This window comes from Flavobacterium sp. LM4, assembly GCF_002017935.1.
GTDB lineage: Bacteria > Bacteroidota > Bacteroidia > Flavobacteriales > Flavobacteriaceae > Flavobacterium > Flavobacterium chungangense.
This window is the reverse complement of sequence record NZ_MUFW01000001.1, coordinates 314540-340936: the sequence shown is the minus strand read 5'-3', so window position 1 is coordinate 340936 and position 26397 is coordinate 314540. Positions and strand designations below refer to the sequence as shown.

Here is a 26397-nt window from a genome sequence, read left to right as displayed (position 1 = left end):
AACATTTTAGTTTGCAACCTCACTAATAAACTTAATTCGCATCAGTCGTAATTCATCAATATCATATTCTCCATCGAATTCTTTAAGTGCATCTTCGATTTTATCGGATTCTGATTCCATGAAATAATCGTGAATTTCTTCCTGCTGATCATCATCAAGCATATCATCAACCCAATATTTGATATTTAACTTGGTTCCTGCATACACAATCATTTCCATTTCTTTAATCAAGGCATCCATGGAAAGTCCTTTGGCAGAAGCAATGTCACTTAATGGTAATTTTCGATCTATATTCTGAATAATATACAATTTATTAGCTGAATTAACTCCGGTTGATTTTACCACTAAATCATCGGGGCGAATAATATCATTATCTTCTACATATCGACTAATTAAAGCAACAAAATCGTTACCATATTTCTTGGCTTTTCCTTCCCCAACTCCATGAATATTATACAATTCTGTTAAAGTAATCGGGTATTTTAAAGCCATATCCTCAAGAGAAGGATCCTGAAAAACGACAAAAGGAGGAACTCCAAGTTTTTTGGCTACTTTTTTACGCAATTCACGTAACATCCCCATCAAAACTTCATCTGCAGTTCCTGATGATTTTCCAGCAGTGACAATAGCTTCATCTTCAGATTCATTATATTCATGATCTTCAGACATCATAAAAGAAACTGGTTTTTCAATAAAATCCAATCCGTTTTTGGTGATTTTAACTACTCCATAAGTTTCTATATCTTTAGATAAATATCCGGCTACGAGAACTTGTCGAAGAAGTGCCATCCAATATTTTTCGTCGTGGTCAGATCCTGAACCAAAAAACGACTGCGTATCTGTTTTATGTGCCTTAATAACCGCATTTATACGGCCAATTAAAGTAAATACAATTTCCTTTGATTTGTAAATATGCTTGGTATCGCGAACAATTTCCAACAACTTAACAACCTGATCTTTCGCTTCAATTTTGTTTTTAGGATTTCGCACGTTATCATCCATATCAGCCCCATCGCCATTATCCGGAAATTCTTCACCAAAATAATGCAAAAGAAACTTTCTTCTTGACATTGAGGTTTCGGCATAAGCTACAACTTCCTGCAACAAAGCAAAACCAATCTCCTGTTCGGCAACTGGTTTCCCAGACATGAATTTTTCTAGCTTTTCCACATCCTTATAAGAGTAGTAAGCCAAACAATGTCCTTCTCCTCCATCACGTCCGGCACGACCTGTTTCCTGATAATAACTTTCGAGAGATTTTGGAATATCGTGATGAATTACAAAACGAACATCCGGTTTATCGATTCCCATTCCAAATGCTATTGTTGCAACCACCACATCTACATCTTCCATCAAAAACATATCCTGATGTTTGGCACGGGTTTTTGCATCTAAACCTGCATGATAAGGAACAGCACTGATTCCGTTGACTTGCAAAACCTCAGCAATCGATTCTACTTTTTTACGACTCAGGCAGTAAATAATTCCTGATTTTCCTTTATGCTGTTTAATAAATCGAATAATATCCGACTCAATGTTTTTAGTTTTTGTACGTACTTCGTAATATAAATTTGGTCTGTTGAAAGATGCTTTAAAAGTACTCGCATCTGACATATCAAGGTTTTTCAGAATATCTTCCTGAACTTTTGGAGTTGCAGTAGCAGTAAGTCCTATAATAGGAACCTGTCCTAATTGTTTGATGATGTTTTTCAGATTTCGATATTCAGGTCTGAAATCATGACCCCATTCTGAAATACAATGCGCTTCATCAATTGCTACAAATGAAATAGGAACACTTTGTAAAAAAGCCACATATTCTTCTTTTGTTAAAGATTCCGGCGCAACATATAAAAGTTTAGTTAAACCAGATGTAATATCTTTTTTGACCTGAGCAATTTCTGTTTTTGTGAGAGATGAATTAAGTACGTGTGCAATTCCATTTTCAGAAGAAAGACTTCGAATAGCATCAACCTGATTTTTCATTAAAGCAATTAGAGGAGAAACAACGATTGCTGTTCCATCCTGAATTAAAGCAGGTAGTTGATAACAAAGAGATTTACCACCCCCGGTTGGCATAATGACAAAAGTATTTTTTCTATTTAAAATACTTGTAATAACTTGTTCCTGCAAACCCTTAAATTGGCTAAAGCCGAAATACTTCTTTAATTCTTTATGTATTTCAATTTCGTTTGAATTCATTCTTTATATTAATGGTATTTTGTATAAATTTGCATCATAAAGATACGAATTTCTTTCACATTCACAAATTTTAACTTTCCTGTTTTGATTACAAAAGAAAATATTTTAGCTATCGCAAAAAAAACAATACTCTCTGAAAGTGAGGCAATTACAAAATTAATTGATTTTCTTGATGAAAATTTTTACGAAGCAACACAACGCATCTACCAAACAAAAGGCAGATTAATTGTTACAGGAATCGGAAAAAGCGCCATTATTGCGCAAAAAATGGTTGCCACATTCAATTCTACCGGAACCCCTTCTATGTTCCTTCATGCTTCTGAAGCGATCCATGGAGATTTAGGAATGATACAAAATGACGACATTATAATTTGTATTTCAAAAAGCGGAAATAGCCCGGAAATTAAGGCCTTAGTTCCTTTACTAAAACGCTTTGGAAATATTTTGATTGGAATGACAGGAAATATAACTTCGTTTTTAGCAAAAGGTTCTGATTATGTTTTAAACACCACTGTTGATATGGAAGCATGCCCCATAAATCTTGCTCCTACAAACAGCACAACAGCACAACTTGTCATGGGTGATGCACTTGCAGTCTGCCTTATGGAAATGCGTGACTTTAAACCCGAAGATTTTGCCGTTTATCACCCAGGGGGCGCTTTAGGCAAAAAATTATTACTGCGTGTAAAAGATATGATTGAGAATTCCTTAAAACCTATGGTTTCACCGGACACATCTGTTAAAAAGGTAATTTTTGAAATCTCCGAAAAAAGACTTGGTGTAACTGCCGTTATCGAAAATGATAAAATAATAGGAATTATAACAGATGGGGACATTAGAAGAATGCTGAACGACAGAGATTCGATTGCAGATTTAACCGCCAAAGATATTATGAGTAAAAATCCAAAATTAGTTTCTTCAAATACCATGGCTGTAGATGCCCTGAATATTTTGGAAGATTTTTCGATAACACAATTGATTGTTTCTGACGATGGCCAATACAAAGGAGTATTGCATTTACATGACATTTTAAAAGAAGGAATTGTATAATGACAAAGAAAAACCTTAACGAAATGTCTTTTTTAGATCATCTTGAAGAATTAAGATGGTTATTGGTAAGAAGTACAATTGCCATACTTGTAATGGCTTTTTTTGCCTATTTTATTAGCGATTATCTGTTCGATGTCATATTATTAGGACCTACAAGACCTTCATTTTTTACCTATCAATGGTTTTGCGACTTATCACATCAATTAGGATTTGCTGACAGCATTTGTATTACTGAAATGAATTTTATAATTCAAAATACTGAAATGGAAGGTCAGGTTAACATATTTGTATGGATGTGTATTTTATGCGGATTTATTCTGGGTTTCCCTTATATATTATGGGAGATATGGAAGTTCATCAGTCCTGCTTTATATGAGAAAGAAAGAAAAAATGCAAAGTTGTTTATTTTTGCCTCTTCATTACTTTTTTTCTTAGGTGTTATATTTGGCTATTATGTGGTAATTCCAATGTCAGTAAATTTCGTTGCCACGTTTTCGGTGAGTGATGTTGTCCAGAATCAATTTACCTTGTCCTCTTACATGGGGATGGTAAAAACAAGTATTCTTGCCAGTGGATTATTTTTTGAGTTACCAATCATTATTTATTTTTTAACCAAATTAGGCTTGGTAACACCTGATTTTTTAAGAAAATACTGGAAATATGCTGTAGTTATCATTCTTATTGTAGCTGCAATCGTTACTCCCCCAGATGTTGTAAGTCAAACAATTGTAGCGATACCAATGTTAATTATATACGAAATTAGTATTCTTATATCCAAAATTGTTTATAAAAACAAAAACAAAGAAAATGTCTGATATTATTCAAGAATTTAACGACTATCGTTCTAAAATGAACGAAAAATTACTGGCTGATAACAATAAAATTGTAAAGCGAATTTTTAATCTTGACACTAATGCCTATGCACCAGGAGCTTTGGATGTAAAAACAAAAGAACTTTTAGGTTTAGTGGCTTCTGCTGTTTTACGATGTGACGACTGTGTAAAATATCATTTAGAAACAAGTCATAAAGAAGGAGTAACCAAAGAAGAAATGATGGAAGCAATGGGAATCGCAACTTTGGTTGGAGGAACAATTGTAATTCCGCATTTAAGAAGAGCATATGAATTTTGGGAAGCTCTTGAAGAAGCAGGTAATTAGACAATGAGATAATTAGTCAATTAGATAATTTTAAACATGATTTGTTAATTCTCTTAATTGATTAATTTATTTTAACTTATTTTGCCTCTCTCAAAGATAAAAGATATATTTCTACAGAATTGAATTATCTAATTATCCAATTGACACATTATCTAATTAAACAAAAATGAAGCTAAGAGCCGATAATTTAATCAAAACCTATAAAGGCCGCAGTGTTGTAAAAGGAATTTCCGTTGAAGTAAATCAGGGAGAAATCGTTGGGCTTTTGGGGCCAAATGGTGCCGGGAAAACAACCTCTTTTTACATGATTGTGGGATTAGTAAAGCCAAATCAGGGAAACATTTATCTGGATGATTTGAATATTACCGATTATCCAATGTACAAACGCGCACAACAAGGAATTGGTTATTTAGCACAGGAGGCTTCCGTTTTTAGAAAACTAAGCATTGAAGATAATATCTTAAGCGTTTTACAATTGACTAAACTTTCAAAGGAAGCACAGATTGCAAAAATGGAAAGTTTAATTGAAGAATTCAGTTTAGAACATATTCGTACCAATCGTGGTGATTTACTTTCAGGAGGAGAACGACGACGTACTGAAATTGCTCGTGCCTTGGCCACAGATCCAAAATTCATTTTATTAGACGAACCTTTTGCAGGAGTTGACCCAGTTGCGGTTGAAGATATCCAGAGAATTGTAGCTCAGTTAAAAAACAAGAATATTGGAATCTTAATTACCGACCACAACGTTCAGGAAACTTTGGCTATCACAGACAAAACCTATTTAATGTTTGAAGGTGGAATTTTGAAAGCAGGAGTTCCGGAAGAATTAGTTGAAGACGAAATGGTTCGCCGTGTTTACCTTGGGCAAAATTTTGAGCTGCGTAAGAAGAAATTGGAATTTTAAAAATAATTTATAGTAAAATAGTAATGGGAAGAACTAAAACATTTATTTTAATTCTTCCCATTTTTCTTTTCACTACTCTTTACAAAAAAAACTAATCGACTGTGATGAACTGCAATTGTTGTAGATCACCATTATAAATGTTTATATCTACATTACGATCAATTCCTGGTACATTTGCTTTTTCTGTAAACTGCCAAAATAACCAGTCATCTTCAATTTTTTCTCTGTAGAAATTATAATTGGCTATCCAAAATAAATATTCCCCAAATTCATCTTTTAAAAAATCTGAATAATAACGCTCCCCTGTATAAATGATTGGGCGTACTTTGTAATGATCTTCTACTTTTAAAAGCCAGCGTTTCAATCCTTTTTTCAAACTATCCAAAGATTGATTTTTTGGCAATTTTTCTATATCCAAAACTGGAGGCAAATCACCTTTTTCAAGTTTAACCGTTTTAATAAAAAGATCGGCCTGTTCAATAGAATTTTCGTTTGGCCTGTAATAGTGATAAGCCCCACGGATCATTTTATTTTTTTTGGCACCAATCCAATTTCGTTTAAACTGAAAATCTTTTCTGTCTCTTCCTATAGTTGCTCTTATAAACACATAATCAAGAGGATATTTTTGTTCTAAAGTATCTACATAAGACCACCTAATTTCGCCCTGATACTCAGACACATCCAACCCTATTGATTTTCCTTGATGTTTTGCCAGTACCTGAAAATTACGAATATCTGACAATCGTTTATCTTCAATTTCTTTTTCGGACAGCTTATTAGTTTTAAAACCTAAATAATACGCTAATCCGCGACGGTAATGATAAACTGCAAAAACAAACAATAATGCAAATAGGGATAAAAAAACAAAACGCAGTATCTTACCAAAGAATGATCTCCCTGATTTTTTGGACGTGGTTTTGCGATAAGTCGTTTTTCTTGCCATTGATAAACTACTTTTTCAAAAACGTATTATTTACAACCGATAATAGGACATAGAAAATAATAATTAAAGGAATAGCAATATAATGAATCACTAAAACCAATACGATTGAAACTAATAAGAACACTATTTGCAGAGCATTATCTTTAAAATTAAACTTCTTAATTTTTAATGAGAATAATGGGACTTCGGCATTCAGGATATAAGCGCTACACAAAACAATACCCAATAAAACCCAGTGATTTGTTAAAATTTCGAATACCATTAAGGAATCTGAATGTTCAATTACTAAAGGTAAACTCAAAATAAAAAGAGCGTTTGCGGGTGTTGGTAATCCTATAAACGAATCTGTTTGGCGAATGTCGATATTAAAATTTGCTAATCTATAGCAAGAACCTAAAGTCACAATAAATCCTAAAAAAGGAATAAAAGCAGATGCAATCACGTCATGCGGATGAGCGCTTTTTACAAATAAACTATACATAACATATCCCGGCACGACTCCACTGGTTACCATATCCGCCAAAGAATCCAACTGCAAACCAAGCGGGCTTGAAACTTTAAATAATCTGGCAAAAAAACCATCAAAAAAATCAAAAAATATTCCTAAACAAACCATATAAAACGCCATTTCATAATTTTGTTCAGAAACAAAAACTACGGCAATACAGCCACAAAAAAGATTGATTAGTGTAATTAAATTAGGAATGTGTTTTTTAATATTCATCTTTTATAATTTTGAAGATCCAAGGAGCAAATTTAGCATAATAAGTCAATCTTATCTGCGTTTTTAATAGAGTTTTTTATTCTAATATTCGACTTTTATATTATTTATGAAAAGGAAGAAATAAGCTCGGTAAAAAATTATATTTTTGGTAAAAATTAAAACAAGCCTAGGTTTGAAAAAATAAATACGTTGAAAAAAATCTTAGTATTTTTATTGTTTTGGAATTGTGCTTCCCATTATGCACAGACTGTTCGAAAATATTCGAACGAGTTTATGAATATTGGAGTTGATGCAGCAGCTTTGGCAATGTCAAGCGCTGTTGTTGCTTCGACAAATGATGTTAATTCTGTTTATTGGAATCCGGCAGGTTTGACAAATCTTGAGGATCACCAAATTTCATTAATGCATGCCAATTATTTTGCAAATATTGCTCAGTACGATTATATTGGATATGCAATTCCAATTGATGACAGAAGTGCCTGGGGAATTTCAATGATTCGTTTTGGGGTAGATGACATTTTAGATACAACAGAATTAATAGATAATCAGGGCAATATTGATTACAACCGTATCAGTTTATTCTCGACAGCTGATTATGGTTTTACATTTTCGTATGCCCGAAAACTGCCAATTGAAGGATTTCAGTACGGTGTAAATGCCAAAGTCATTCGCCGTGTAATTGGTAAATTTGCTAATTCCTGGGGATTTGGATTTGATTTTGGCCTACAGTTTGAAAGAAACGGCTGGAAATTTGGATTGATGTTACGAGATATTACAACTACTTACAATGTTTGGAATATTGATGAAGAAGAATATAAGAAAATCTCAGATGCTATTCCCGGAGAAAATCAGGAGTTACCGGAAAGTACTGAGATTACATTGCCAAAAGCACAATTAGGAATTTCTAAAAAGTTTGAATTTCATAATGATACGAGTCTTTTGGTTGGAACAAACCTAAATATTCGTTTTGAACAGACTAACGATATTATTTCATCCAATATTGTGAGCATTGATCCTGCACTTGGACTTGAATTTGGTTATACTGAGCTTGTTTTTTTAAGAGGAGGAGTAGGAAACTTTCAAAACGTGACGCAATTAGACAATACAGAGAAATTAAATTTTCAGCCTAATATTGGGCTTGGCTTTAAATATAAAGGAATCCAGGTTGATTATGCTCTTACAGATTTAGGAAACCAAAGTACTGCTCTATATTCTAATATTTTTTCGCTTAAAGTAGACTTAGGAATCTTTAGATAAGATTTATTATTAAAAAAATCCAGCCATGAGAGGTTTTACGTTTCGAAAAATAATGTTTTTATTACTGATGTTCAATTTTAGTTTTGGACAAAGTTTACCCTTATCAAAAGAAGCACATGTAAGTGTATTAACTTGTGGACTTGGCAATGAATCTTATTCCTTTTTCGGACATACTGCAATTCGTGTAGCAGATACTGCAAACAATATTGATGTTGTATACAATTATGGCGCATTTGATTTCAGAACTCCAAACTTTGTGGCCAAATTTGCAAAAGGCGATTTACAATATTTCGTAATTGCACATTCTTATGCTGATTTTATAAATGAATATAATTACGAAAAAAGAAGTGTCTTTGAACAAGAACTGCTTATTTCACAAGAGGCAAAACAAAAACTTTTTGACAATTTAAATACTACTCTACTTTCCGAGGATCGTTATTACACCTATAAATTTATTGATAAAAACTGTACTTCTATGGTGGTTGATGTCATTAATAAAACATTAAAAAAAGACGTAATTACCAAAAAGGAAAATACGGATAAAACATACAGAAGCGTTTTATTTCCTTATTTTGACGGTCATTTTTATGAAAAGTTAGGAACGAGCATCATTTTTGGGACAAAAGTAGATCAATTAAGCACTAAAATATTTCTGCCTTTTGAGTTAAAAAATAGTTTAGAAAAAACAACTTTTGAAAATCATGCTTTTGTAAGCAAAAGCAAAACATTATTAGATTTTAAAAAAGAAACACCGGATTCGTGGTGGAATAACGTTTACAGTTATATTATTTTACTTGGTTTTATTGTCCTTATAAACAAAAAATTTATCGATAAAATTTATTTATTTATTTTGTCTGTAATGGGAATCTTTTTTTTCTCAGTTGGTTTTTATTCTTTTCACCAAGAACTGGCAATGAATTATAACATCTTGTTATTTAGCCCATTTTTATTGATTTTAATTATTTTATCAGCATTTAAAAATAAAAAATGGACCTATAAATTCGCTGTACTGCATTTGGTTTTATTACTTATTTATACACTCTTTATAATTAACAAAGCACACTTTTTTATTGTTTTACCAATGATTTTTACCAGCGGGATAGTTTTGGTAAGAGTTGCCATCAGAAATAAAAAAAGAATTCCGATAATCATTTAAAATTACTTACTGTCCTCTATAGAATAAAACTGTTGTAATGGTTCTAAAAGTAATACTCAGATCAAGGAATATGCTTCGATGTTTTATATAATACAAATCATATTGCAGTTTTATAAGACTTTCCTCTATAGATTCACCGTATGAATAATTAACCTGTGCCCAGCCTGTAAGCCCGGGCCTTATGACGTGTCTGGTTTCATAAAACGGCATTATATCTGCAATTTCTTTTACAAAAAATGGCCTTTCGGGTCTTGGACCAATTACAGCCATATCCCTTTTCAAGACATTAATAAACTGAGGTAATTCATCAATTCTTGTTTTACGCATGAATTTTCCAAACGGTGTGATTCTTTTATCATTTGATGACGCAAAAACAGCTCCATTAGTTTCGGAATTTTCAGTCATTGTCCTAAACTTATAGATTTGAAATATTTTTCCGTATTTACCAACTCGCTCCTGTGTATAAAACAGAGGTCCTTTATTCCAAAAGATATTGGCTATAAAAATGAAGGGAATAAAAACAGCGCAAAAACATAAACCAATTAAAGAAAAAACGTTTTCAAGAATACTTACCAATAGTAGATATAGTTTATTATTGTTACTTCGGCTAAAGGGAAAAAAACGATAAAAATCCCGAGAAATATATTGAACCGGAATTCGTTGCGTTTTACTTTCATAAACGTGAGTATATTCTCTAATAATATGTCCTGACTCAAGTAAATGAAGCAAATGTTGGTATAAATCTGCTGTAATACCCTCCGTTTTTTGAGAAGCGATGACGATTTCAGAAATATTATTTTTACTTACAAAAGATAATAAATCACTCTTTTGAATTTCTTTTATATAATTTAAAGAAAAATCTTGTTCTGCTAAAAAATCTGAATTTACAAAACCAATAATTTTATAATGCGGATCAACATTTTCAAGTCCCAAAACGAGTTCATCTAACTGATGTTTATTGCAAATTAAAATTACATTTTGAGAAAATCTTTGGGTTGCCAAAAAATAAACATAAAAAAAACGCCAAAACAATAATGCACCAAGAATCGTAAAATAAAAAATCAATATAACCAATCGCTGCTTTGGAAGTTCTGGTGACAAAATGGGTGTAAATAAATACACTAAAGTAGCAGTTGTCACAGTTAAAACAACACTTTGAAGAATCTGAAACTGATTGCTGGCAACTTGAAGATTATACATCTCGAAGATCACTCCGAAACCACTTAGATAAACAATGAATAAAATTGGTCTAAAATAATCTGCACTATCCAAATTGAAGTATGGATAGTAAAAAAGCTCGTCCATTAAATATAGAGCAAACAAAATAAAAGCAATATCAAAAAGCCTAAGAAGTACTTTTCTTTCTGAAATTTCAAAATGCATTTTTTTGTTTGTTTGCATATATTCTATTTTAATTTCAAGCTCTTTAATTTGAGGCAAATGTATTATAAAAAACAGAATTTAACCGTCTGAATTTTCTGTTTTTTCAGGATTCTTAACCTGAACTAAAAGAAGCGATAAGGCATAAACAAAAGCAGGAGCAGCTGTTCGCATAGCTGCATGATTGATTGTCAGGAGCCAAAAAAAATAAAATGACAAGAAATATAAATGCTGTCTATTGTTAATATAAAGAATAAATGGAGTGATAAAAAGTATTATAAGCCCTAAAATACCCAGTAAACCATGTTCACTTAACATACGTGTTATTTCATTATGTGATGCGGTTTCAGTCCCAAATGATTCTTTCCTAAGACCTTTTCCCATTCCTGGTCCCACACCTGTAACGGGATTATCCATAAAAAGTTTTATCTCTTCATCCATAATTTGTTCTCTTCCACCCAAGCGATCTTTTTTTGTTCTTCCTGCTCCATCCTCATTTGCATAGCGTTTATTAATAAGACCAGATGTTTGTAATGAACTATAACTCCATATTCCTCCGGCCATCAAAGCCGTTAATACAAAAACTAAAATAAATTTACTTCTGCCTTTAACATTAGCAAAATAATATAATAAAAACAACAAACATGTAATCATTACTATACCGGTTATAACTCCTCCTCTAGAAAAAGTAACAATAGCTCTGTAACTGATCAACAACACTAAAACTCCATTTAAAACCATCAGTTTTTTTGATTTAGAAAACAAAACTAATTGTGAAAAAAAAATGAACATTCCTAAACCTAAAACAGTCGAAACCTGATTAGGGCCAAATCCTCCGGATGTTTCAAAATTTGATTGTGTTCCGGTAACCACATCCTTAACGCTGGGATTAAATAGAAACAAATAGACTGTAGTTGTGACAACAGGCAATCCCATTGCAATTATAATATTTTGTAAATAAGTAAATGAAATTTTCCTTTGATACATATAAATCGCAGAAATTGCTAGACAAAACGGACCCGATAAATTAAAAACTAATAATTTTTTCACATCTGCAGTAAAATCAGCATTTGAAGATGTTATTAAAATACCGGGAATTAGTAATAATAAAAAAGCCCAATAAATAAAAGCATTAATAGAAAAATTACTATATATCATACCTAAAACCATGAAAAACATCACATTTACTTTGACAAATTCATTATTAAAATTACCCCCCGTCATTCGTAAAAAAACCTCAACACCTACCATATAAGCTGCTACTAAAAGAACTTCATTATTTTTATTTTTGTTTATGTAAACAAAGTAGAAGCCAATGATTGGAATTAAAAATGCATAAATTTTTGATAAAAAAGGAATTGTAAAGACAACCAAAGCAATTAATGCATGGATTATAAGGAGATAAATGTAGAATGACCGAATGTTTTTCATCTAAAATATTTTAAAATCAATGAATCAATGAATCCAACCACGAAAGATATTGACGAATAATTGATTCTTCACTGAAATTTAACGCTATTTTTTGTTCTAACATAAATCCTGCTTCCTTTCTGTATTTTTCATTCTGAATAAACTGAATAAGGGCATTTGTAAATTGAGCTACGTTATTTGATTCTACAATTAAACCTTCTTCATTTGAGGTAATAATTTTTGAAATTTCTCCAACATTTGTAACAATAACAGGCAATTTGTGTAAGCCATATTCTAAAATGGCGAGTGGCAGCCCTTCAGACAAAGAAGTCAAAACGGCAATATCACACTGTTTTAATACTGAACTAACATTTTGAGTGGTTCCATAAAAAAAAATATTTTTTTCTAGTTTTAATTCTTTAATATAATTTTTAATTCCTTGAGAATAATCATCTTCAAAGTCTTTTCCAAATAAATGAAATGTCCAATCCGGAAATTTTTCTTTAATTAAGGAAGCAACTTCAACAAGTAATTTGTGATTTTTTTGCGGTCGTAGATTGGCGAGACAAATTATTCTTTTTCCTGCAATGCCTCTTAATTCCGCTTTTTCACTAATTTCAAAATTATTTAAAATAAAATTTGGAAAATATACAATTTTAGAACACCATAAATAAGATTCAGCCCATTTTTTCAACGATGAATTTACAGCAATGCTTCCTTTAAAAAAAAGCGATCCATACTTTAACACCATGTCTTTTCTAAAAGTCAAATCTTGAGAAATCCCATAATGATCATGCCAAATAATTTTAACTTTTGGTAAGGTCAATTTCACTAAAACAGCTAAAAAAAAAGAAGAACTATGGGCTTGTATTATATCAACTTTGTTGTTTTTTATAAATTCCCTTAATTTAAAAACAGCTTTTACATCAATTCTTTTCTTTTTTCCTAAAAACAAATACGGTACTTCTGAATCAATTTGTTTTATCAACAATCCCTCTTTTCTGGTAGCAACTAATCCCGAAAATGTTATTTTTTTAGCTAATGCATTTGCGTAGTTTACAGCCATACGCTCTGCACCACCAGCCTCGAGAGAATCTATGATTTGTATAACTTTCATTTGACTAATAATTTTTTAATTTCAGCTTCAAAAACATCAGTAGTATATTGTTGTGACCATTGACATGCTAATTTGCTTTTAGAAAAAAAAGTTTTTTCATCATTCAATATTTTTTCAATTTGTCCTACATCTTTTTTTATATTCATCTCTAGCAAAATACCTCTATTATTGTAATCAAGCATAAAGGGCAAACAAGAAACCTTTGTAGCAATAGGAACACAACCCCAAAACATTCCCTCAGCAATGGCTTTAGGCCAACCCTCACTTTTAGATGGTAAAAGCACAAAATGACTTTTTTGAAATGCTCCTATCATAACTTCACGAGTCTGATTACCTCTTAAAATCACATGGTTTGCTAACAAATTCTCCTGAATATAATTTTCTAAATTTTGCCTTTCCGGACCTTCACCATATAATTCCAAAGTAACTTTTTTTCCTTTTTTAATTAGCTCTTCAACCAATTTGACTGCATATAATGGATTTTTTCCTAAAACTAAGCTCCCAACAAAAACAAAATGAATTCCTAAATCCAGACTTGTTTTTTCAATTATTTTTTTCTCCGATTCTGAATATGTCGCAGTAAAGAAAGATTTTATGTTTTTTGATTGGTTTTCCCAAACTCCGTAAACCAATACCTGCATATTTCGAGTTAAAAAAGTGTTATTCAAAATGTATTTTTGAAAACGATAAGTCCAAGGCTGTTTACTTACGGGATCCCAATTTCCTGCATATTTCGCAGTTTTTATTTTATTTGGAAATAAAATCTGAACCAAACAACCAATCAGTCCAACATTACCAGGACATCTCAAATGAATATGATCAGCATTTTTCATGGCCCAAAATACCTCCCAGAAAATTTTTGGTAATTTAAATATTGACAAAAGAATATTCTTAGTGTCTAAAAAGTTAAAATTCGGAATAACTCTAAAATCAATTTTTTCATGATGATAGGGCAAATCAATCGGTGTTATCTCTTTGTTTTCCAATGGAGCAACCAAAATTCCCTCCTCAACATATTTAAGCCATATGTTCATTTCCCAAACATAAGGCGAATAGGCAAAATACCTTTCTGCTTTATTTTGATGAATGACATGCGTTATGATACAAAAACTGAATGACAAATTACTTTACTTATTTAACTTAGCAGTAACATATAATGTAGGCCCATTATATTTTCCTATTAAAGAATTAAAAAACATTTTATAAAAATTTAAAGATTTAAAATTAAAATACGGAAATTTCTTTTCTTTAATCATAACGTAATCAAATCCATACCAATTTAAAACTTCTTTTAAAGATTCTTTTGTGAAAAAATTAAGATGAACAGGAGGACCACTCTGATATATTTTATCTTTAGCATTTCTATAATTATCAATTTTAGCAAAATTAGGGACTGAAAACACAAAAACACCTTTAGTGTTTAATCTTTCTTTAGCCAATTGAAAAAACAACTGCAAATCTTGTAAATGCTCTAAAACCTCCCACATCATAATTACATCAAATTTTTCATTAAATGTTTCCATTTTAGAAAAATCTCCATTAACAGAATTCACACCAAGAGACAGGGCACGTTGGTGTGTTTTTTCATCGAGTTCTAAACCATAATAAGACAAATTATTAAATCTCTTTAAGTACATTCCAATCAACCCAATGCCCGATCCAACTTCTAAAACATTTTGAGTATGTTTTGTAATAATACTTTTTATAATTCTTTTCCTATTATACCCAATACGAATTATACCTTTTTGGAGTTGATGATATTCTTCTATTGAATGCTTTTTATATATTAAATTTTCTTTTGCATTATATAATCTATCATAGGTTAAGATAAAATCTTCTGTTGAAAATTTTTTTTTCGAAAATATAAATTTGCATTCTTGACATTTAACAAGATCAAAAGTTGAATTTACATTATCAATTTCACCATTGCATACCTTGCAACGTGCAAATTCGTTAATTATTTCCATAAGTCATAAAATTTGAATGGTTAATAATTTCAGTTTTAGATTGGTACGCTTTTAGTAAAAAAGACTTCACAACTTCTCGATTTTTTTCTCCTTTTACGCTTTTACCAAGCTTCTTTTTCTTATCAAAATATCCTTCTCCTTTTTCTCCCATGTCCAAACCATAAATTTCAATTTTAAGATTCGAAATAACGGAAATAATGTAAGCAAAAACAAGGGTGACAAAACCAGAATTCACACCATAATAATTAATACCCAAATTTTGTTTCAAAAATTCGACAAGCTCAACATGAACATTTTTTAGCATAAATGACTTATCAATATTTGTAATTAAAAATTCCTTCTTCTCTCTGGATTTTGTTTCAAAATATTCCTCTAATAGTTTTACTGCACGTTCTTTTCTTTTTGATGTAGTAGAAACATACCAAAAAACAGTTGTTTTCCATTCTTTAGAATTTGTAATCGATTTTAAATATTTCAAAATATAATAGGAATCATTTAATACATAAACATGCGGAACAGACTCAACTAATTCAAGTGCACTATTAGTTACAAAATACAAGGCATCTTTTTCTAGTTTTACATTTTTAGCTGAGGGCCCACTAGCCACAACAACTATTTTCTTGTATTTTTTTACAGTAAGGTAATCAATAATATTTGAAAGATTCGTAAACTCATCATATGTATTACAATCCTTTTTAACTTCTTTTGGAAATGGTTTAAGAAGATAATAAAGATATGTATAGTTTCGTGCAGTAAAAAAGGATGTTATTTTCATTGTATTTTAGGTTTTTTAAAAAACAAACTTAACCAGCCAACACTTCTCCCAATCGATTCTGTAAAAGCTTCTTTTTTATTTTTTTCTGTTATTATATTAGTAAAACGGATTAGAGTTAATAAAATGGTTATAGCATTCCACTTAAAAAAATCTCCAACATTTGGATTTGGATTTTTAATACGCCATACATACCAGCCATTTCGTACTACCATTTTCCCGTATTGATATTTATTTGGCCGCCCGGATTCAGCATGGAAATGTGACAATTGAGCTGCGGTATTTAAATACAAATTTCCCGCTTTTGAAACTCTTAATGTAAAATCAGCATCTTCATATAAACCATAACCCACAAAGTAAGTAGAAAATGAAAACTTTTCAAAAACAGATTTTCTAAAAGACGAAACCCCTCCCATTAATTGTTCAACCTGATATATTTTATTACTTGGAGGTAGAAAACCAACGCTCCTTCCGTGTGAAAAAGAAGGAGAGAAACCAGGTGGACGATCACTATCTAAATTAATTTTTTTTCTTAAAATAAAACGGCTCCCATCTTTACGTTTCCATCCATCAAAATAAAATTCCCGAATATTGGGATGGTAATCCAAGCCAACTTGCTCCCATTTAACTTCATTGTTAATATAGCCTCCTGCCCCTAAAGCTTCCGGATATACCTCATACGTAGAAAGTAGATTTTTAAAATAATCAGGTTCTAAAATGGTGTCATCATCAAGAAAGCAAACAACATCAATATCTTTTGCTACTTTAGAAATACCAAAATTCCTTTGTTTGGTTAGTCCTCTATTTTCATCAGAAACTAATTCGTATTTTAAATATTGAAATGAATTTTGTTTTAAAATCGTTTCCGTTTTATTGTTAGTTGATCCGTCTACAATTAAAATTTCATTTGGATATAAACTTTGCGCCTGAACCGATTTTAAGAGTTTCAGTAGAGGCTCTGGCCGCATATAAGTGCAAACTATTAGTGAAAACTTCATTTTTTATTCTTTAATTCATTCGCCCAATATTCACTTTGTTTCCATTGCATTTTAAAATTCAAAAAATATCGTATTGGATTTTTAATAGTCTGTAATTTATAAAACTTAAAAAATAAAATGGTTTTATATCCTTTTACCTGTTGTTTAGACAAATGCAGCAGATCAAACAACATAACCGTTGGTGAAGGTTTAGGCTGAATTTTGTCATTGTGCCAAGGTAAAACAGGTTTAGTTCTAAACCCTCCTATTGGAGCTTTTAAATGCAAAATTTCAGGTTTTGGAAAATAAATAACATCAACACCTTGATTACGAAGCTGCATACCAAAATCTGCATCTTCGCCAAAACCAAATTCGAATCTCATATCAAATTGTAAGTTTTTCATAGCCTGATGCTGGACAATGCTGCAACCGGAGCCAAAAGTAGACCATTGAAACATTTTTTTAAAGACTAATTTTTCGTTTTTTTGAAAACACCTAAAAGTAGCAGCCTTGTTTCCACTTAATTTTATTTTTTCCAAAGCTTTTTCTAAAAAACATTTTTCAAATCTAATATCATCATCAGCCATAAAAACCCATTCGCTCTTTAGTTCCTTAAATGCTAAATTTCGCGCATTGCAGGCTCCTGCCTGATGTGTGAAAATATGTTTTATTTCAAATGGCCAATTTTCTTGCGTAATATAATCAAGGTCCGAAATACTATCCGATTTTGGGTTCTGCTCTACAATTATAACTTTTAGCGGTAAATGGCTTTGCTGTTTTAAATCTTGCAAAACATCATATAAAAATTGCTTTCTTCCAATAGTTGGAATAATGACATCTATAGTTCCTTTATTAATTAAGACTTTTTCAGATTGTACTTCAATCTCATTTAAAACATTTACTTTTAGTTTTCGTCTGCTATAAAATAAACTACAAACAAGAGGCAGGATTGCTAATTTTCTTTCGTATAAAAACAAATCTAATAATAGTGAAAAAACCCAATGTATTTTATAATGCTGTTTTACAAACCGAAATAAAATATAAAAATTCTTTTTATGCGACTGAATAATTCCTGAAAAAGAATGCAATAACTGAGGTTGCGAGTAACATAAAAGCCCCTCAGGCATTGCTAGTTTAGCTAAAGAATGCAAAAAATAATCAAAGCTGGCAGATGTTTTAAGGTTATCTTTTAAAGCAATTATAACCGAAGTATGAATTCCTCCCACAAAACTGCTCATTCTCCATGTTGGATAAATCACTTCTTTATTGATGTTTATAAAAGAGGATAATTCGCAATACCCAATTTCTTCAGTAAGAAAACCATTTCCAGAAGGATCGTAAGAGGCTACTATCTTATTATGATGAAAAATATCATGAAAACCAGCAATGTTAAGATTTTGTTTCAAATCATTATGGCACCAGATTAATAATTCATTAGGATAGGCTACAGCAACTTCTAATAGGACCTGAGAAATATTTTTTTGTGAAAAAGAAATCCCTTGACCCCCATCAATTCCCAGTACCTGAGCATTATAATGATAAATAATAATCATGTTAGCTTTTGATTTTTAGATATGATTTCCTGATAAAACTGAATATTTTTTTTTACTAATTTTTCAATATCAAATTTAGCTTCAACACTTGCTCTTGCATTTTGCCCTATTTTCAAAGAAAGTCCTTTATTATTTAATAACTGAATAATTTTTTCTGCGTATAATTCATGGTTTTCAGGATGCACCAGATAACCGTCTTCTCCATCAACAATTAATTCCTGAGCCCAACCAATATTGCTATTCACCACTGCTTTTTGCATCGCCATCGATTCGATAGTTACCATTCCTAAAGTTTCTGCAAAAGTTGGAAAGACACAAACATTTGCTTTTTTTATATAATGCTTCACTTCCTCATATGGAATTTTCCCTAGGTATTCAACATTTTTCAAATCCTCTTTTTGAAATTGATTTTGCATCAATTGCCAGGTCGATTTTGATCCTGTTCGAATATCAAAAGAATCACCACCTATTAAAACCAGTTTGGATTCAGCAGACTCCCTTTGCACTCTACGAAAGATTTCAGGAAGTTCCAGAACCCCTTTTTTACGAATCAAAGTTCCGATGTATACTATTAAATCTTTTTTGTATTCATTTGGATTGGTATTTTTAAAATGCTGAATTTCGATTCCGTTTGAGATAACTTCTACTTTTTTTCCTCTTAGTTTAAAAAGAGATAAAGTTAAATCTCTGGCAAATACAGTTGGTGCAATAAAGGCTTTCGCATTTTGCAAAGCCAGCTTCTCAAACCAAAAATTTTTAAGCTTCTGTTGTCTTTTTTCTAAATGACAAAAATAGGTATCACTACCATGAAAACGAATCACCAGCGGAATCTTAAACTTCATAAAAGCTGTAATTCCGGTCCAATCAGGAGCTTCAATGAGCGAAATTTTTTCTTTTTCAATAATCGTATTACAATAATTCTGAATATATTTTCGATGAAAAAACCAACTCAATAATTTATATTTTTTATTTTTTATCAAATGAATTTTAATTCCATTTTCGATAATGATTTCTTGTGATTTTTGGCCATAAACAAATACAGAAACTTTTACTTCTTCTTTAACCAAAGCTATTGCAAGATTTTTGATACTTGTACCAATACCAGCCGCATTTGCCACTTTGGTATGAGGGAACTCTGGAGTTAGAAAAGCTATATGAATCATTTCTTGAAAAAGTCTTTTAAAATTTTAGCCGTAAACATCTTTGCCCCGTTATCATTCATGTGACCACATGACGAAAAGTATTTATCCTCGATTACTACATTCTCATAATTATGAATTTCGGGGTATAATTTATTTACCTTTTTAAAGTAATCAATTCCTTTAACATTATCACAAACTGGGGTCATTATCGCAATCAAATTTATACGATTGATTTTACAAATTTCCTTTATTTCCTCGTAATATCGATTGGGTTTAGGGTTAAAATTCAAATTTTCTACTTTCAGTTTTTGATTAAGTGAAGGTAATGCATTATATCCTCCATAATCTAATTCATGGCTTTTTTTATTAATACTACAAAAAAATGCTTCTCTAAAACCAATTTTAGTGTCATATTTTAAATATCTATAAAAAGGAATGTAACAAAATGCGTTATAATCTTTTAAACCTTCAAAATGTTTTTTTATTACTTGAGACCGATGGAAATAAGGTAAGAATTTTAAACAATTGGCCTCTGATTTCCGTTCCGATTTTAGTGTTACATCAACATCAATTATTACATTTTTTATAATACATTTTCTTTCTAATAACAATTTTAAAACCAAATCTGATTCGAATAATTTAGATCCCTGCATTCCAAAATTGAATGTTCTTAACCCTTTATCAGTAAACATTTTAGACACTAAATGATTATTAGCTCTTGAAGATCCCAAAATAATAACATCAAATTTTTGAGGCTCTGAATTAAAAATAAAACCTATTTTTCCTCTTTGCCTAGTTTGAAGATAACATGTAGAATAAATGTAGTCTATCAATACCGAAAGCGTGAAAACCAAAAGTAATATCTTAAAAATAAAAAAACAAAATTTCTTCATATTCATGATAAACTCCTCATTAAAAAAGATTGAGATATTCATTATTTCTTGAAAAAGTCTTTTAAAATTTTAGCCGTAAACATCTTTGCCCCGTCATCATTCATGTGACCACATGACGAAAAGTATTTATCCTCAATTACTATATTCTCATAATTATGAATTTCCGGATAAGCTTTTTTTACTTTCTCAAAATAGTTCATACCCACCACATTTTCGCACATGGGTGTCATTATAGGTATAAAATTAATTTTATTGGTCTTGCAGATGATCTTGATTTCTTCATAATATTTATTATGAGCTAACGGATTTAGTTTTGAAATATTATTTTTCATATTAGCATTTTTATGCCTTTCTAATCCATGGTATCCTAAGTTATCTAACTGGTTTGTTTTTTTGTGAATAGCTGCAAAAAATGTCTCTCTGCACCCTATTTTAGTTTCATATTTAATATATCGGTAAAAGGGGATATAATACAACTCAGAAAAGTTTTCCTTTCCTTCAAAATGTTTTTTTATGATTTTAGAATTGTGAATGTAAGGTAAAAACAAAGCTGATATTCCTTCTGCTTCATGTTGGCTGGACAAATTCAAATCTGCCTCCAGAATTACATTTTTGATATTATATTTTCTCTCAATCATTAACTTTAGAAGTAAGGAAGCCTCAAATAAATGTCCCCCACTCATTCCATAATTAAAAGTTTTTAATCCTTTTTCTTCAAACATTTCAGGCACAAAATGATTATTAGCTCTTGATGAACCTAAGATTACCACATCAAAATTTCTGGATTTTGAATTAAAAACATCCTCTATTTTTCCTCTATTTTTAGATTGCAAAAAAACATAAGTATAAAATCCGTCAAGAATGATTGCTATTAAGATTGTGATACATAAAATCTTGAGCGTATAAGTCAAAAACTGTTTCATTAAAACTGAAAATAAATAAATTCTTTGTAATCTGAATAAGTTCCGAAAGCTATTATCGCTCCAATAGCCAAAGCTATTTTAAGCATACTTCTTTTTCCTGAAAGTGGCTCAACCTTGGTACGATTATTCCATTCGACTAAAACAAATACACCAATCATCAGCAAAATTTCATAACTATATCTTTCGTTGTCTAAATATTGAAAGCTAAAATCTCTATTAGTAAAAATTCTCTTTAAATATAAAACTGCGTCCGTAATTGTTTTGGCTCTGAAAAATACCCAAGCCAAACAAGTTAATAAAAAAGTGCAAAGAATGCTTATTATAACTTTTGCCGAATCTAAATTGAATTTTAGCAGAACAGCATCCATATTATTTCGATTGCTATTAGATAATAACAATGGTAAAAAATAAACAGCATTAATAAATCCCCATGCAATGTATGTCCAACTGGCTCCGTGCCAAAATCCGCTGACTACAAAAATGATAAATGTATTTCTGATTTTCATCCAAATTCCGCCTTTACTTCCACCTAATGGAATGTATAAATAATCACGAAACCAAGACGAAAGTGATATATGCCATCGACGCCAAAACTCTGCAATATCTCTTGAAAAGTAAGGATAATTAAAATTTCGTAGTAAATCTAATCCGAATAATTTTGAAACTCCCAATGCAATATCTGAATACCCTGAAAAATCTCCATAAATCTGAAATGCAAAGTACACTGCCCCCAGAATTAATGAAAATGAATTCATTGAAGTATAATGATCAAAAATAGCATTGGCATAAGTTGCGCATGTATCAGCAATTACTACTTTTTTGACTAGCCCCCAAATGATTTGATAAATACCTTCTTTAGCTTTTTCTAAATCAAATTCTCTTTTGACTTTTATTTCCGGCAATAAATGTGTCGCTCTTTCTATTGGGCCTGCTACCAAAAGTGGAAAATAACTCACAAATAAGGAGTAATCTACAAAGTTATATTCGGCTTTTATTCGTTTATAATAGATATCAATTACATACGATAAACCGTGAAAAGTGTAGAATGAAATTCCCACCGGAAGAATCACATCTAGCAAAATTGGGCTAGCTTTTATTCCGACAGTATTTAATAATTCTGAAAATGAAGCAGCAAAAAAGTTATAGTATTTAAAAACTCCCAGAAAACCTAAATTAACGAATATACTAAGCCAAAACCAAAATTTCCGACTTCCCTCTGATTTTCCCTTCTCGATTTGAATGCCTGTATAATAGTCCAGAAAAGTAGAGAAAACCAATAAAAACAAGAATCTCCAATCCCAGCAGGAATAAAAATAATAACTGGCAACAATTAATAAGGCATTTTGAGTGCTTTTGGTTTTATTAAAAACAAACCAATACAAGAAAAAAACGATTGGTAAAAAAATAGCAAATGCTATGGAATTAAAAAACATAAAGTAATTTTTAAAAATAAAAGACCAGTTATCTGCGTAATGATACTTAATCGATTTGAATAATTTAAAACAAAGGCTTTAAAAAACCTTTAGTAAAATATACAACACCATTAGTATTTAAATGATGATGGTCATAATAATATTTTGGATTTAATACCGATTCAGAAAAATCATAATAATTTACATTATACATTTTCTTCATTTTTTTTGCAAGATTAACAGCAAGATAGTGCTCTGGCCATTTTCCAAACAAAGCAGGTGGAATTATCATTATAATGGTTGTTTTGTTTTGTTTTGCTGTTTTTACAATTTTCTCAACTCCAAGACACGCTTTGTTAAGCACTTCAACATTAATGCTATCTCCGTGAACAAATTTGATTCCTTTTATAACTGACTCAATATTTATTTTTTTTAAAGAATCAAACTTGCCAATTCTATAATCTGGTTTTAAATTTATCCATGGAGCCTTTAATTTACTTTGCCCATATTGAATAATCCTTTCATATTTGTTTTCAGTATCAAACATCAAATACTGAGAAAAAAAATTCAAATCAAATGCCTCTTCATCAAAAGTATTGGTTGAAAAAGGCAATTTGTCAGAAGTTAATATTGGAGGTGTTAATATAAAAAAAATGGTATCCACTTTATTATTTTTGGAATAAAAATAGTTAAGATAAAATAATTGTTCATTTACACCACACTTTCCTCCTCCCTGCCCAATATTAACAATTTTTCTTTTCAAAATATTTTCTACAATTTTATCATTACCATATCTTGAAAAATTTCTAGCATGAGAAATCCCCATAAACATCAAATCAAATTTTTCATTTGATTTCATAAATAATGTATTACTTTCTGTTTGTGAATTTTTAAATTTTCTGTTTTTTACATAGCTTGAACTTCCCAGTAAAACAATTATCAGAATTATAAAAAAACCTATGCCTGTCAATATCGTTTTAAGAATAAATTTTTTAATCATAATCTCATCATGTTAGAAAGCAAAATAAATAAACTCTGTTTTTGCTGTAACTCCCCAAATAATTATTACCATAAAAAGTAAAAAGTATAATCCCCATTTATAATATATTGGCTTTGAATCTGAAAAATATAATACGTGACTATATGATCTTGAAGTCCATTCTTTTATCACAAAAAACAATATTAACACTAAAAGTATTTTTATAGAAATTTGCTTTGAATCAAATCTGGGTATTGTAAATAAACTACTTGAAAAAATTCCTTTTATATAACTAAATGCACTATCCAAATCTTTTGCCCTGAAAAATATCCAGGCAAAACAAGTTATAGCAAAAGTCCTTATTATTTGAAATGATTCTTTAAAACTTGGAAAAACCCTGTCTTTAGCTATAAGATCTAAATTATTTCTATTTGTTTTAAAAATAATAGAAGGCAAAATAAATAATGCATTCAGTAATCCCCAAACAATAAAAGTCCAATTAGCCCCGTGCCAAAATCCGCTAACAATAAAAATAATGAATACATTTCGTATTTGCTTTAACTTTGACACTTTGCTACCACCTAACGGTATATAAATATAATCTCTAAACCAGGAAGAAAGTGAAATATGCCAACGTCGCCAAAACTCGGCAATATCTCTTGAAAAATAGGGATAATTGAAATTTCGAAGTAAATCTATACCAAACAACTTTGAAACTCCTAATGCTATATCTGAATAACCTGAAAAATCTCCATAAATTTGAAATGCAAAAAAAATGGCTCCAAGAACTAAAATGCTACCTGGATTTGAGCCAGAATTATCAAAAGCAATATTAGCATAATCAGCACAATTGTCTGCAATAACTACTTTCTTAAACAGTCCCCATAAAATTTGTCTTAAGCCATCAACTGCAATTGCATAATTAAATACTCTTTTTTCTTTTACCTGCGGAAGCAAATGTGTTGCTCTCTCTATTGGCCCTGCTACCAAAAGTGGAAAATAACTCACAAATAAAGAATAGTCTACAAAATTGTATTCTGGTTTAATACGTTTGTAATAAATATCAATTACATATGATAAACCATGAAAAGTGTAAAATGAAATCCCGACCGGCAGAATCACGTCCAACAAGATTGGACTTGCTTTTACTCCAACAGAATTTAATAATGCTGAGAAAGAAACAGCAAAAAAATTATAGTACTTAAAGATTCCTAAAAATCCTAAATTGACTATAATACTTAACCAAAACCAAAATTTACGGCTCACTTCAGATTTCCCTTTTTCAATTTGAATTCCGGTATAATAATCTAAAAAAGTGGAGAAAACCAATAAAAATAAGAATCTCCAATCCCAACAGGAATAGAAATAATAACTGGCAACTATTAATAAAGCATTTTGAGTGTTTTTGGTTTTATTAAAAACAAACCAATACAAAAGAAAAACAATTGGTAAGAAGATAGCAAACGCTAAAGAGTTGAAAAACATATTGTTTTATTAATTTTTGTTTTTTGTTTTCAGAATAACCTGGATAGCATGTCCTAGCTTTCCTGAAAACTCTTTTGCCCCGGTATCATTCAAATGAAAACTATCATAAAAGTAATCTGAATTCTGAGCTATAACGTCATGAGAAAAGTCTATAAAAAAGATATTCTTATTTTTTGCCTGAACCGTTTTCAATTGTTTTATCAATGGTGCTTTTAAAGGATCATAAATCACATTTAGCCGTTCTTTATATTCCGGGGCCCAGACAAAAATAAGCAATGTATTCTGATTCATTTTTGATTGATAAAAACGAATCATTTCATTGAGCCTTGATAGATTTCTGATATTAATTTTTTCTTTTTCCTGTACATCTGATTTTAATTTATCAAAATTATGTAAATCTAATTTATAGGATTGCTTTTTAGGTGAAAAACCGAAATATAATGATTTAGCTGGCGCTTTACCACTTACGTTTGCTAATAATCCCGTCCTTAGAATTGAAAAATTCTGATTGTATTTTAATAAAGGTATATAACCAACATAACTAAACTTATCATCAAATTTACTGATGAACTTGTTGATCTCTGCATTGTTTACAAAAGGAAAAAACTGGTCTTCATCAGGCAAAACCTTACTTTCCTTAAAATTGGCCAAATCAATGTTTTGGATAATAATTTTGGGAAAATTATTATTTTTCAAATAAATCTCAAATTTTGATTTCTGTAGATTATAACCTCCTGCATTGAAACCTAAATTTTGAGTTTTGAGTTTTGTTTCTTTTAAAATACTCCTTGTATCATATGAAAACTTAGCTCTGGAGGATCCATTGATAACAATATCAGCATTGATTTCGCCTTTAAGAATAGCATTCCAATCAGCGTAAATACTATTTTTTTGATTTTTTAATCCTTTATCTGCGAAAAACTGAATACTGAAAGTGATCAGATAAACAATCACAATAATACCTATTAAAAATAAAATGAATTTTTTCATAAT

At 30.6% G+C, this 26397-nt stretch carries 24 protein-coding genes; 6 read left to right on the top strand and 18 right to left on the bottom strand.

The window, feature by feature from the left end; genetic code table 11:
* Positions 1-6 precede the first annotated feature (6 nt).
* A complete protein-coding gene (recQ, locus tag BXU10_RS01440; protein WP_078225805.1) occupies positions 7-2199 on the bottom strand; it encodes a DNA helicase RecQ in 2193 nt (730 codons plus the stop codon).
* Positions 2200-2283: 84 nt separating this feature from the next.
* On the opposite strand from recQ, the gene BXU10_RS01435 reads away from it, so the two are divergent.
* The 4 genes from BXU10_RS01435 to lptB all read left to right on the top strand — a co-directional run bounded on the left by BXU10_RS01435 (position 2284) and on the right by lptB (position 5314).
* Complete coding sequence (locus BXU10_RS01435; RefSeq protein WP_031455963.1) at positions 2284-3249, top strand: SIS domain-containing protein; 966 nt, start codon at positions 2284-2286, stop codon at positions 3247-3249.
* Positions 3249-4064 carry a twin-arginine translocase subunit TatC gene (tatC, locus tag BXU10_RS01430; protein WP_078225804.1) on the top strand — a complete coding sequence of 272 codons (816 nt, stop codon included), beginning with the start codon at positions 3249-3251 and terminating at the stop codon, positions 4062-4064. Before BXU10_RS01435 ends, tatC begins: the two co-directional genes overlap by 1 nt.
* Positions 4057-4407 carry a carboxymuconolactone decarboxylase family protein gene (locus BXU10_RS01425; protein WP_078225803.1) on the top strand — a complete coding sequence of 117 codons (351 nt, stop codon included), beginning with the start codon at positions 4057-4059 and terminating at the stop codon, positions 4405-4407. Before tatC ends, BXU10_RS01425 begins: the two co-directional genes overlap by 8 nt.
* 166 nt (positions 4408-4573) lie before the next feature.
* Positions 4574-5314, top strand: coding sequence for an LPS export ABC transporter ATP-binding protein (lptB, locus tag BXU10_RS01420; RefSeq protein ID WP_012022391.1), 741 nt, complete (start codon positions 4574-4576; stop codon positions 5312-5314).
* 91 nt (positions 5315-5405) lie between these two features.
* Here lptB and BXU10_RS01415 read toward each other — a convergent pair whose 3' ends face one another.
* Together BXU10_RS01415 and BXU10_RS01410 are read right to left on the bottom strand one after the other, a co-directional pair.
* A complete protein-coding gene (locus BXU10_RS01415) occupies positions 5406-6257 on the bottom strand; it encodes a GH25 family lysozyme (RefSeq protein ID WP_078225802.1) in 852 nt (283 codons plus the stop codon).
* Positions 6258-6264: 7 nt separating this feature from the next.
* A complete protein-coding gene (locus BXU10_RS01410) occupies positions 6265-6981 on the bottom strand; it encodes a phosphatidylcholine/phosphatidylserine synthase (protein WP_078225801.1) in 717 nt (238 codons plus the stop codon).
* 273 nt (positions 6982-7254) lie between these two features.
* Between BXU10_RS01410 and BXU10_RS01405 the strand changes: the two genes are divergently transcribed.
* On the top strand, positions 7255-8238 hold the full coding sequence (locus tag BXU10_RS01405) for a PorV/PorQ family protein (RefSeq protein ID WP_078227876.1): 984 nt from the start codon (positions 7255-7257) through the stop codon (positions 8236-8238).
* A gap of 25 nt (positions 8239-8263) precedes the next feature.
* Positions 8264-9394 carry a DUF4105 domain-containing protein gene (locus BXU10_RS01400; protein WP_078225800.1) on the top strand — a complete coding sequence of 377 codons (1131 nt, stop codon included), beginning with the start codon at positions 8264-8266 and terminating at the stop codon, positions 9392-9394.
* A gap of 6 nt (positions 9395-9400) precedes the next feature.
* Here BXU10_RS01400 and BXU10_RS01395 read toward each other — a convergent pair whose 3' ends face one another.
* From BXU10_RS01395 to BXU10_RS01325, 15 genes are all read right to left on the bottom strand, one after another.
* Positions 9401-10795, bottom strand: a complete 1395-nt coding sequence (locus BXU10_RS01395; RefSeq protein ID WP_078225799.1) for a sugar transferase — start codon at positions 10793-10795, stop codon at positions 9401-9403.
* Between the two features lie 60 nt (positions 10796-10855).
* Positions 10856-12205, bottom strand: a complete 1350-nt coding sequence (locus BXU10_RS01390; protein WP_078225798.1) for an O-antigen ligase — start codon at positions 12203-12205, stop codon at positions 10856-10858.
* A gap of 16 nt (positions 12206-12221) precedes the next feature.
* Positions 12222-13301 (bottom strand): glycosyltransferase family 4 protein, encoded by a 1080-nt coding sequence (locus tag BXU10_RS01385; protein WP_078225797.1) that lies wholly within the window; start codon positions 13299-13301, stop codon positions 12222-12224.
* Positions 13298-14422 (bottom strand): glycosyltransferase, encoded by a 1125-nt coding sequence (locus BXU10_RS01380; protein ID WP_223255367.1) that lies wholly within the window; start codon positions 14420-14422, stop codon positions 13298-13300. Before BXU10_RS01380 ends, BXU10_RS01385 begins: the two co-directional genes overlap by 4 nt.
* A gap of 6 nt (positions 14423-14428) precedes the next feature.
* Positions 14429-15268 carry a bifunctional 2-polyprenyl-6-hydroxyphenol methylase/3-demethylubiquinol 3-O-methyltransferase UbiG gene (locus BXU10_RS01375; protein WP_078225795.1) on the bottom strand — a complete coding sequence of 280 codons (840 nt, stop codon included), beginning with the start codon at positions 15266-15268 and terminating at the stop codon, positions 14429-14431.
* On the bottom strand, positions 15255-16043 hold the full coding sequence (locus BXU10_RS01370; protein WP_078225794.1) for a hypothetical protein: 789 nt from the start codon (positions 16041-16043) through the stop codon (positions 15255-15257). The genes BXU10_RS01375 and BXU10_RS01370 overlap by 14 nt, the downstream gene beginning before the upstream one ends.
* On the bottom strand, positions 16040-17038 hold the full coding sequence (locus tag BXU10_RS01365) for a glycosyltransferase (protein WP_078225793.1): 999 nt from the start codon (positions 17036-17038) through the stop codon (positions 16040-16042). The genes BXU10_RS01370 and BXU10_RS01365 overlap by 4 nt, the downstream gene beginning before the upstream one ends.
* Positions 17035-18570: a glycosyltransferase family 2 protein gene (locus BXU10_RS01360; protein WP_078225792.1), complete on the bottom strand. Its 1536-nt coding sequence runs from the start codon at positions 18568-18570 to the stop codon at positions 17035-17037. Before BXU10_RS01360 ends, BXU10_RS01365 begins: the two co-directional genes overlap by 4 nt.
* Entirely contained in the window at positions 18567-19733 is a 1167-nt protein-coding gene (locus tag BXU10_RS01355) for a glycosyltransferase family 4 protein (RefSeq protein WP_369801753.1), read from the bottom strand. Before BXU10_RS01355 ends, BXU10_RS01360 begins: the two co-directional genes overlap by 4 nt.
* Positions 19730-20647: a hypothetical protein gene (locus tag BXU10_RS01350; RefSeq protein ID WP_223255366.1), complete on the bottom strand. Its 918-nt coding sequence runs from the start codon at positions 20645-20647 to the stop codon at positions 19730-19732. Before BXU10_RS01350 ends, BXU10_RS01355 begins: the two co-directional genes overlap by 4 nt.
* Positions 20647-21528 (bottom strand): hypothetical protein, encoded by an 882-nt coding sequence (locus BXU10_RS01345; protein ID WP_078225791.1) that lies wholly within the window; start codon positions 21526-21528, stop codon positions 20647-20649. Before BXU10_RS01345 ends, BXU10_RS01350 begins: the two co-directional genes overlap by 1 nt.
* Positions 21528-22961 carry an MBOAT family protein gene (locus BXU10_RS01340; protein WP_078225790.1) on the bottom strand — a complete coding sequence of 478 codons (1434 nt, stop codon included), beginning with the start codon at positions 22959-22961 and terminating at the stop codon, positions 21528-21530. The genes BXU10_RS01345 and BXU10_RS01340 overlap by 1 nt, the downstream gene beginning before the upstream one ends.
* A gap of 64 nt (positions 22962-23025) precedes the next feature.
* Positions 23026-23799 carry a hypothetical protein gene (locus BXU10_RS01335; RefSeq protein WP_123921935.1) on the bottom strand — a complete coding sequence of 258 codons (774 nt, stop codon included), beginning with the start codon at positions 23797-23799 and terminating at the stop codon, positions 23026-23028.
* A 153-nt stretch (positions 23800-23952) separates the two neighbouring features.
* The gene (locus tag BXU10_RS01330) at positions 23953-25404 is read right to left on the bottom strand and encodes an MBOAT family protein (protein ID WP_078225788.1); all 1452 of its coding nucleotides are present in this window, start codon (positions 25402-25404) and stop codon (positions 23953-23955) included.
* Positions 25405-25413: 9 nt separating this feature from the next.
* Positions 25414-26394 carry a hypothetical protein gene (locus tag BXU10_RS01325; protein WP_078225787.1) on the bottom strand — a complete coding sequence of 327 codons (981 nt, stop codon included), beginning with the start codon at positions 26392-26394 and terminating at the stop codon, positions 25414-25416.
* Positions 26395-26397: the final 3 nt, after the last annotated feature.

Excerpts from the sequence above, each read along its gene's own strand:
- BXU10_RS01375 (WP_078225795.1), bottom strand. The coding sequence starts at position 15,268 with ATGGAAATAATTAACGAATTTGCACGTTGCAAGGTATGCAATGGTGAA.
- BXU10_RS01350 (WP_223255366.1), bottom strand. The coding sequence starts at position 20,647 with ATGAATATCTCAATCTTTTTTAATGAGGAGTTTATCATGAATATGAAG.
- BXU10_RS01325 (WP_078225787.1), bottom strand. The coding sequence starts at position 26,394 with ATGAAAAAATTCATTTTATTTTTAATAGGTATTATTGTGATTGTTTAT.
- BXU10_RS01360 (WP_078225792.1), bottom strand. The coding sequence starts at position 18,570 with ATGATTATTATTTATCATTATAATGCTCAGGTACTGGGAATTGATGGG.
- BXU10_RS01345 (WP_078225791.1), bottom strand. The coding sequence starts at position 21,528 with ATGAAACAGTTTTTGACTTATACGCTCAAGATTTTATGTATCACAATC.
- BXU10_RS01410 (WP_078225801.1), bottom strand. The coding sequence starts at position 6,981 with ATGAATATTAAAAAACACATTCCTAATTTAATTACACTAATCAATCTT.
- BXU10_RS01340 (WP_078225790.1), bottom strand. The coding sequence starts at position 22,961 with ATGTTTTTTAATTCCATAGCATTTGCTATTTTTTTACCAATCGTTTTT.
- BXU10_RS01390 (WP_078225798.1), bottom strand. The coding sequence starts at position 12,205 with ATGAAAAACATTCGGTCATTCTACATTTATCTCCTTATAATCCATGCA.
- tatC (WP_078225804.1), top strand. The coding sequence starts at position 3,249 with ATGACAAAGAAAAACCTTAACGAAATGTCTTTTTTAGATCATCTTGAA.
- BXU10_RS01330 (WP_078225788.1), bottom strand. The coding sequence starts at position 25,404 with ATGTTTTTCAACTCTTTAGCGTTTGCTATCTTCTTACCAATTGTTTTT.
- BXU10_RS01365 (WP_078225793.1), bottom strand. The coding sequence starts at position 17,038 with ATGAAGTTTTCACTAATAGTTTGCACTTATATGCGGCCAGAGCCTCTA.
- BXU10_RS01370 (WP_078225794.1), bottom strand. The coding sequence starts at position 16,043 with ATGAAAATAACATCCTTTTTTACTGCACGAAACTATACATATCTTTAT.
- BXU10_RS01400 (WP_078225800.1), top strand. The coding sequence starts at position 8,264 with ATGAGAGGTTTTACGTTTCGAAAAATAATGTTTTTATTACTGATGTTC.
- BXU10_RS01395 (WP_078225799.1), bottom strand. The coding sequence starts at position 10,795 with ATGCAAACAAACAAAAAAATGCATTTTGAAATTTCAGAAAGAAAAGTA.
- lptB (WP_012022391.1), top strand. The coding sequence starts at position 4,574 with ATGAAGCTAAGAGCCGATAATTTAATCAAAACCTATAAAGGCCGCAGT.
- recQ (WP_078225805.1), bottom strand. The coding sequence starts at position 2,199 with ATGAATTCAAACGAAATTGAAATACATAAAGAATTAAAGAAGTATTTC.
- BXU10_RS01425 (WP_078225803.1), top strand. The coding sequence starts at position 4,057 with ATGTCTGATATTATTCAAGAATTTAACGACTATCGTTCTAAAATGAAC.
- BXU10_RS01415 (WP_078225802.1), bottom strand. The coding sequence starts at position 6,257 with ATGGCAAGAAAAACGACTTATCGCAAAACCACGTCCAAAAAATCAGGG.
- BXU10_RS01335 (WP_123921935.1), bottom strand. The coding sequence starts at position 23,799 with ATGAAATCAAATGAAAAATTTGATTTGATGTTTATGGGGATTTCTCAT.
- BXU10_RS01385 (WP_078225797.1), bottom strand. The coding sequence starts at position 13,301 with ATGAAAGTTATACAAATCATAGATTCTCTCGAGGCTGGTGGTGCAGAG.
- BXU10_RS01405 (WP_078227876.1), top strand. The coding sequence starts at position 7,255 with ATGAATATTGGAGTTGATGCAGCAGCTTTGGCAATGTCAAGCGCTGTT.
- BXU10_RS01355 (WP_369801753.1), bottom strand. The coding sequence starts at position 19,733 with ATGATTCATATAGCTTTTCTAACTCCAGAGTTCCCTCATACCAAAGTG.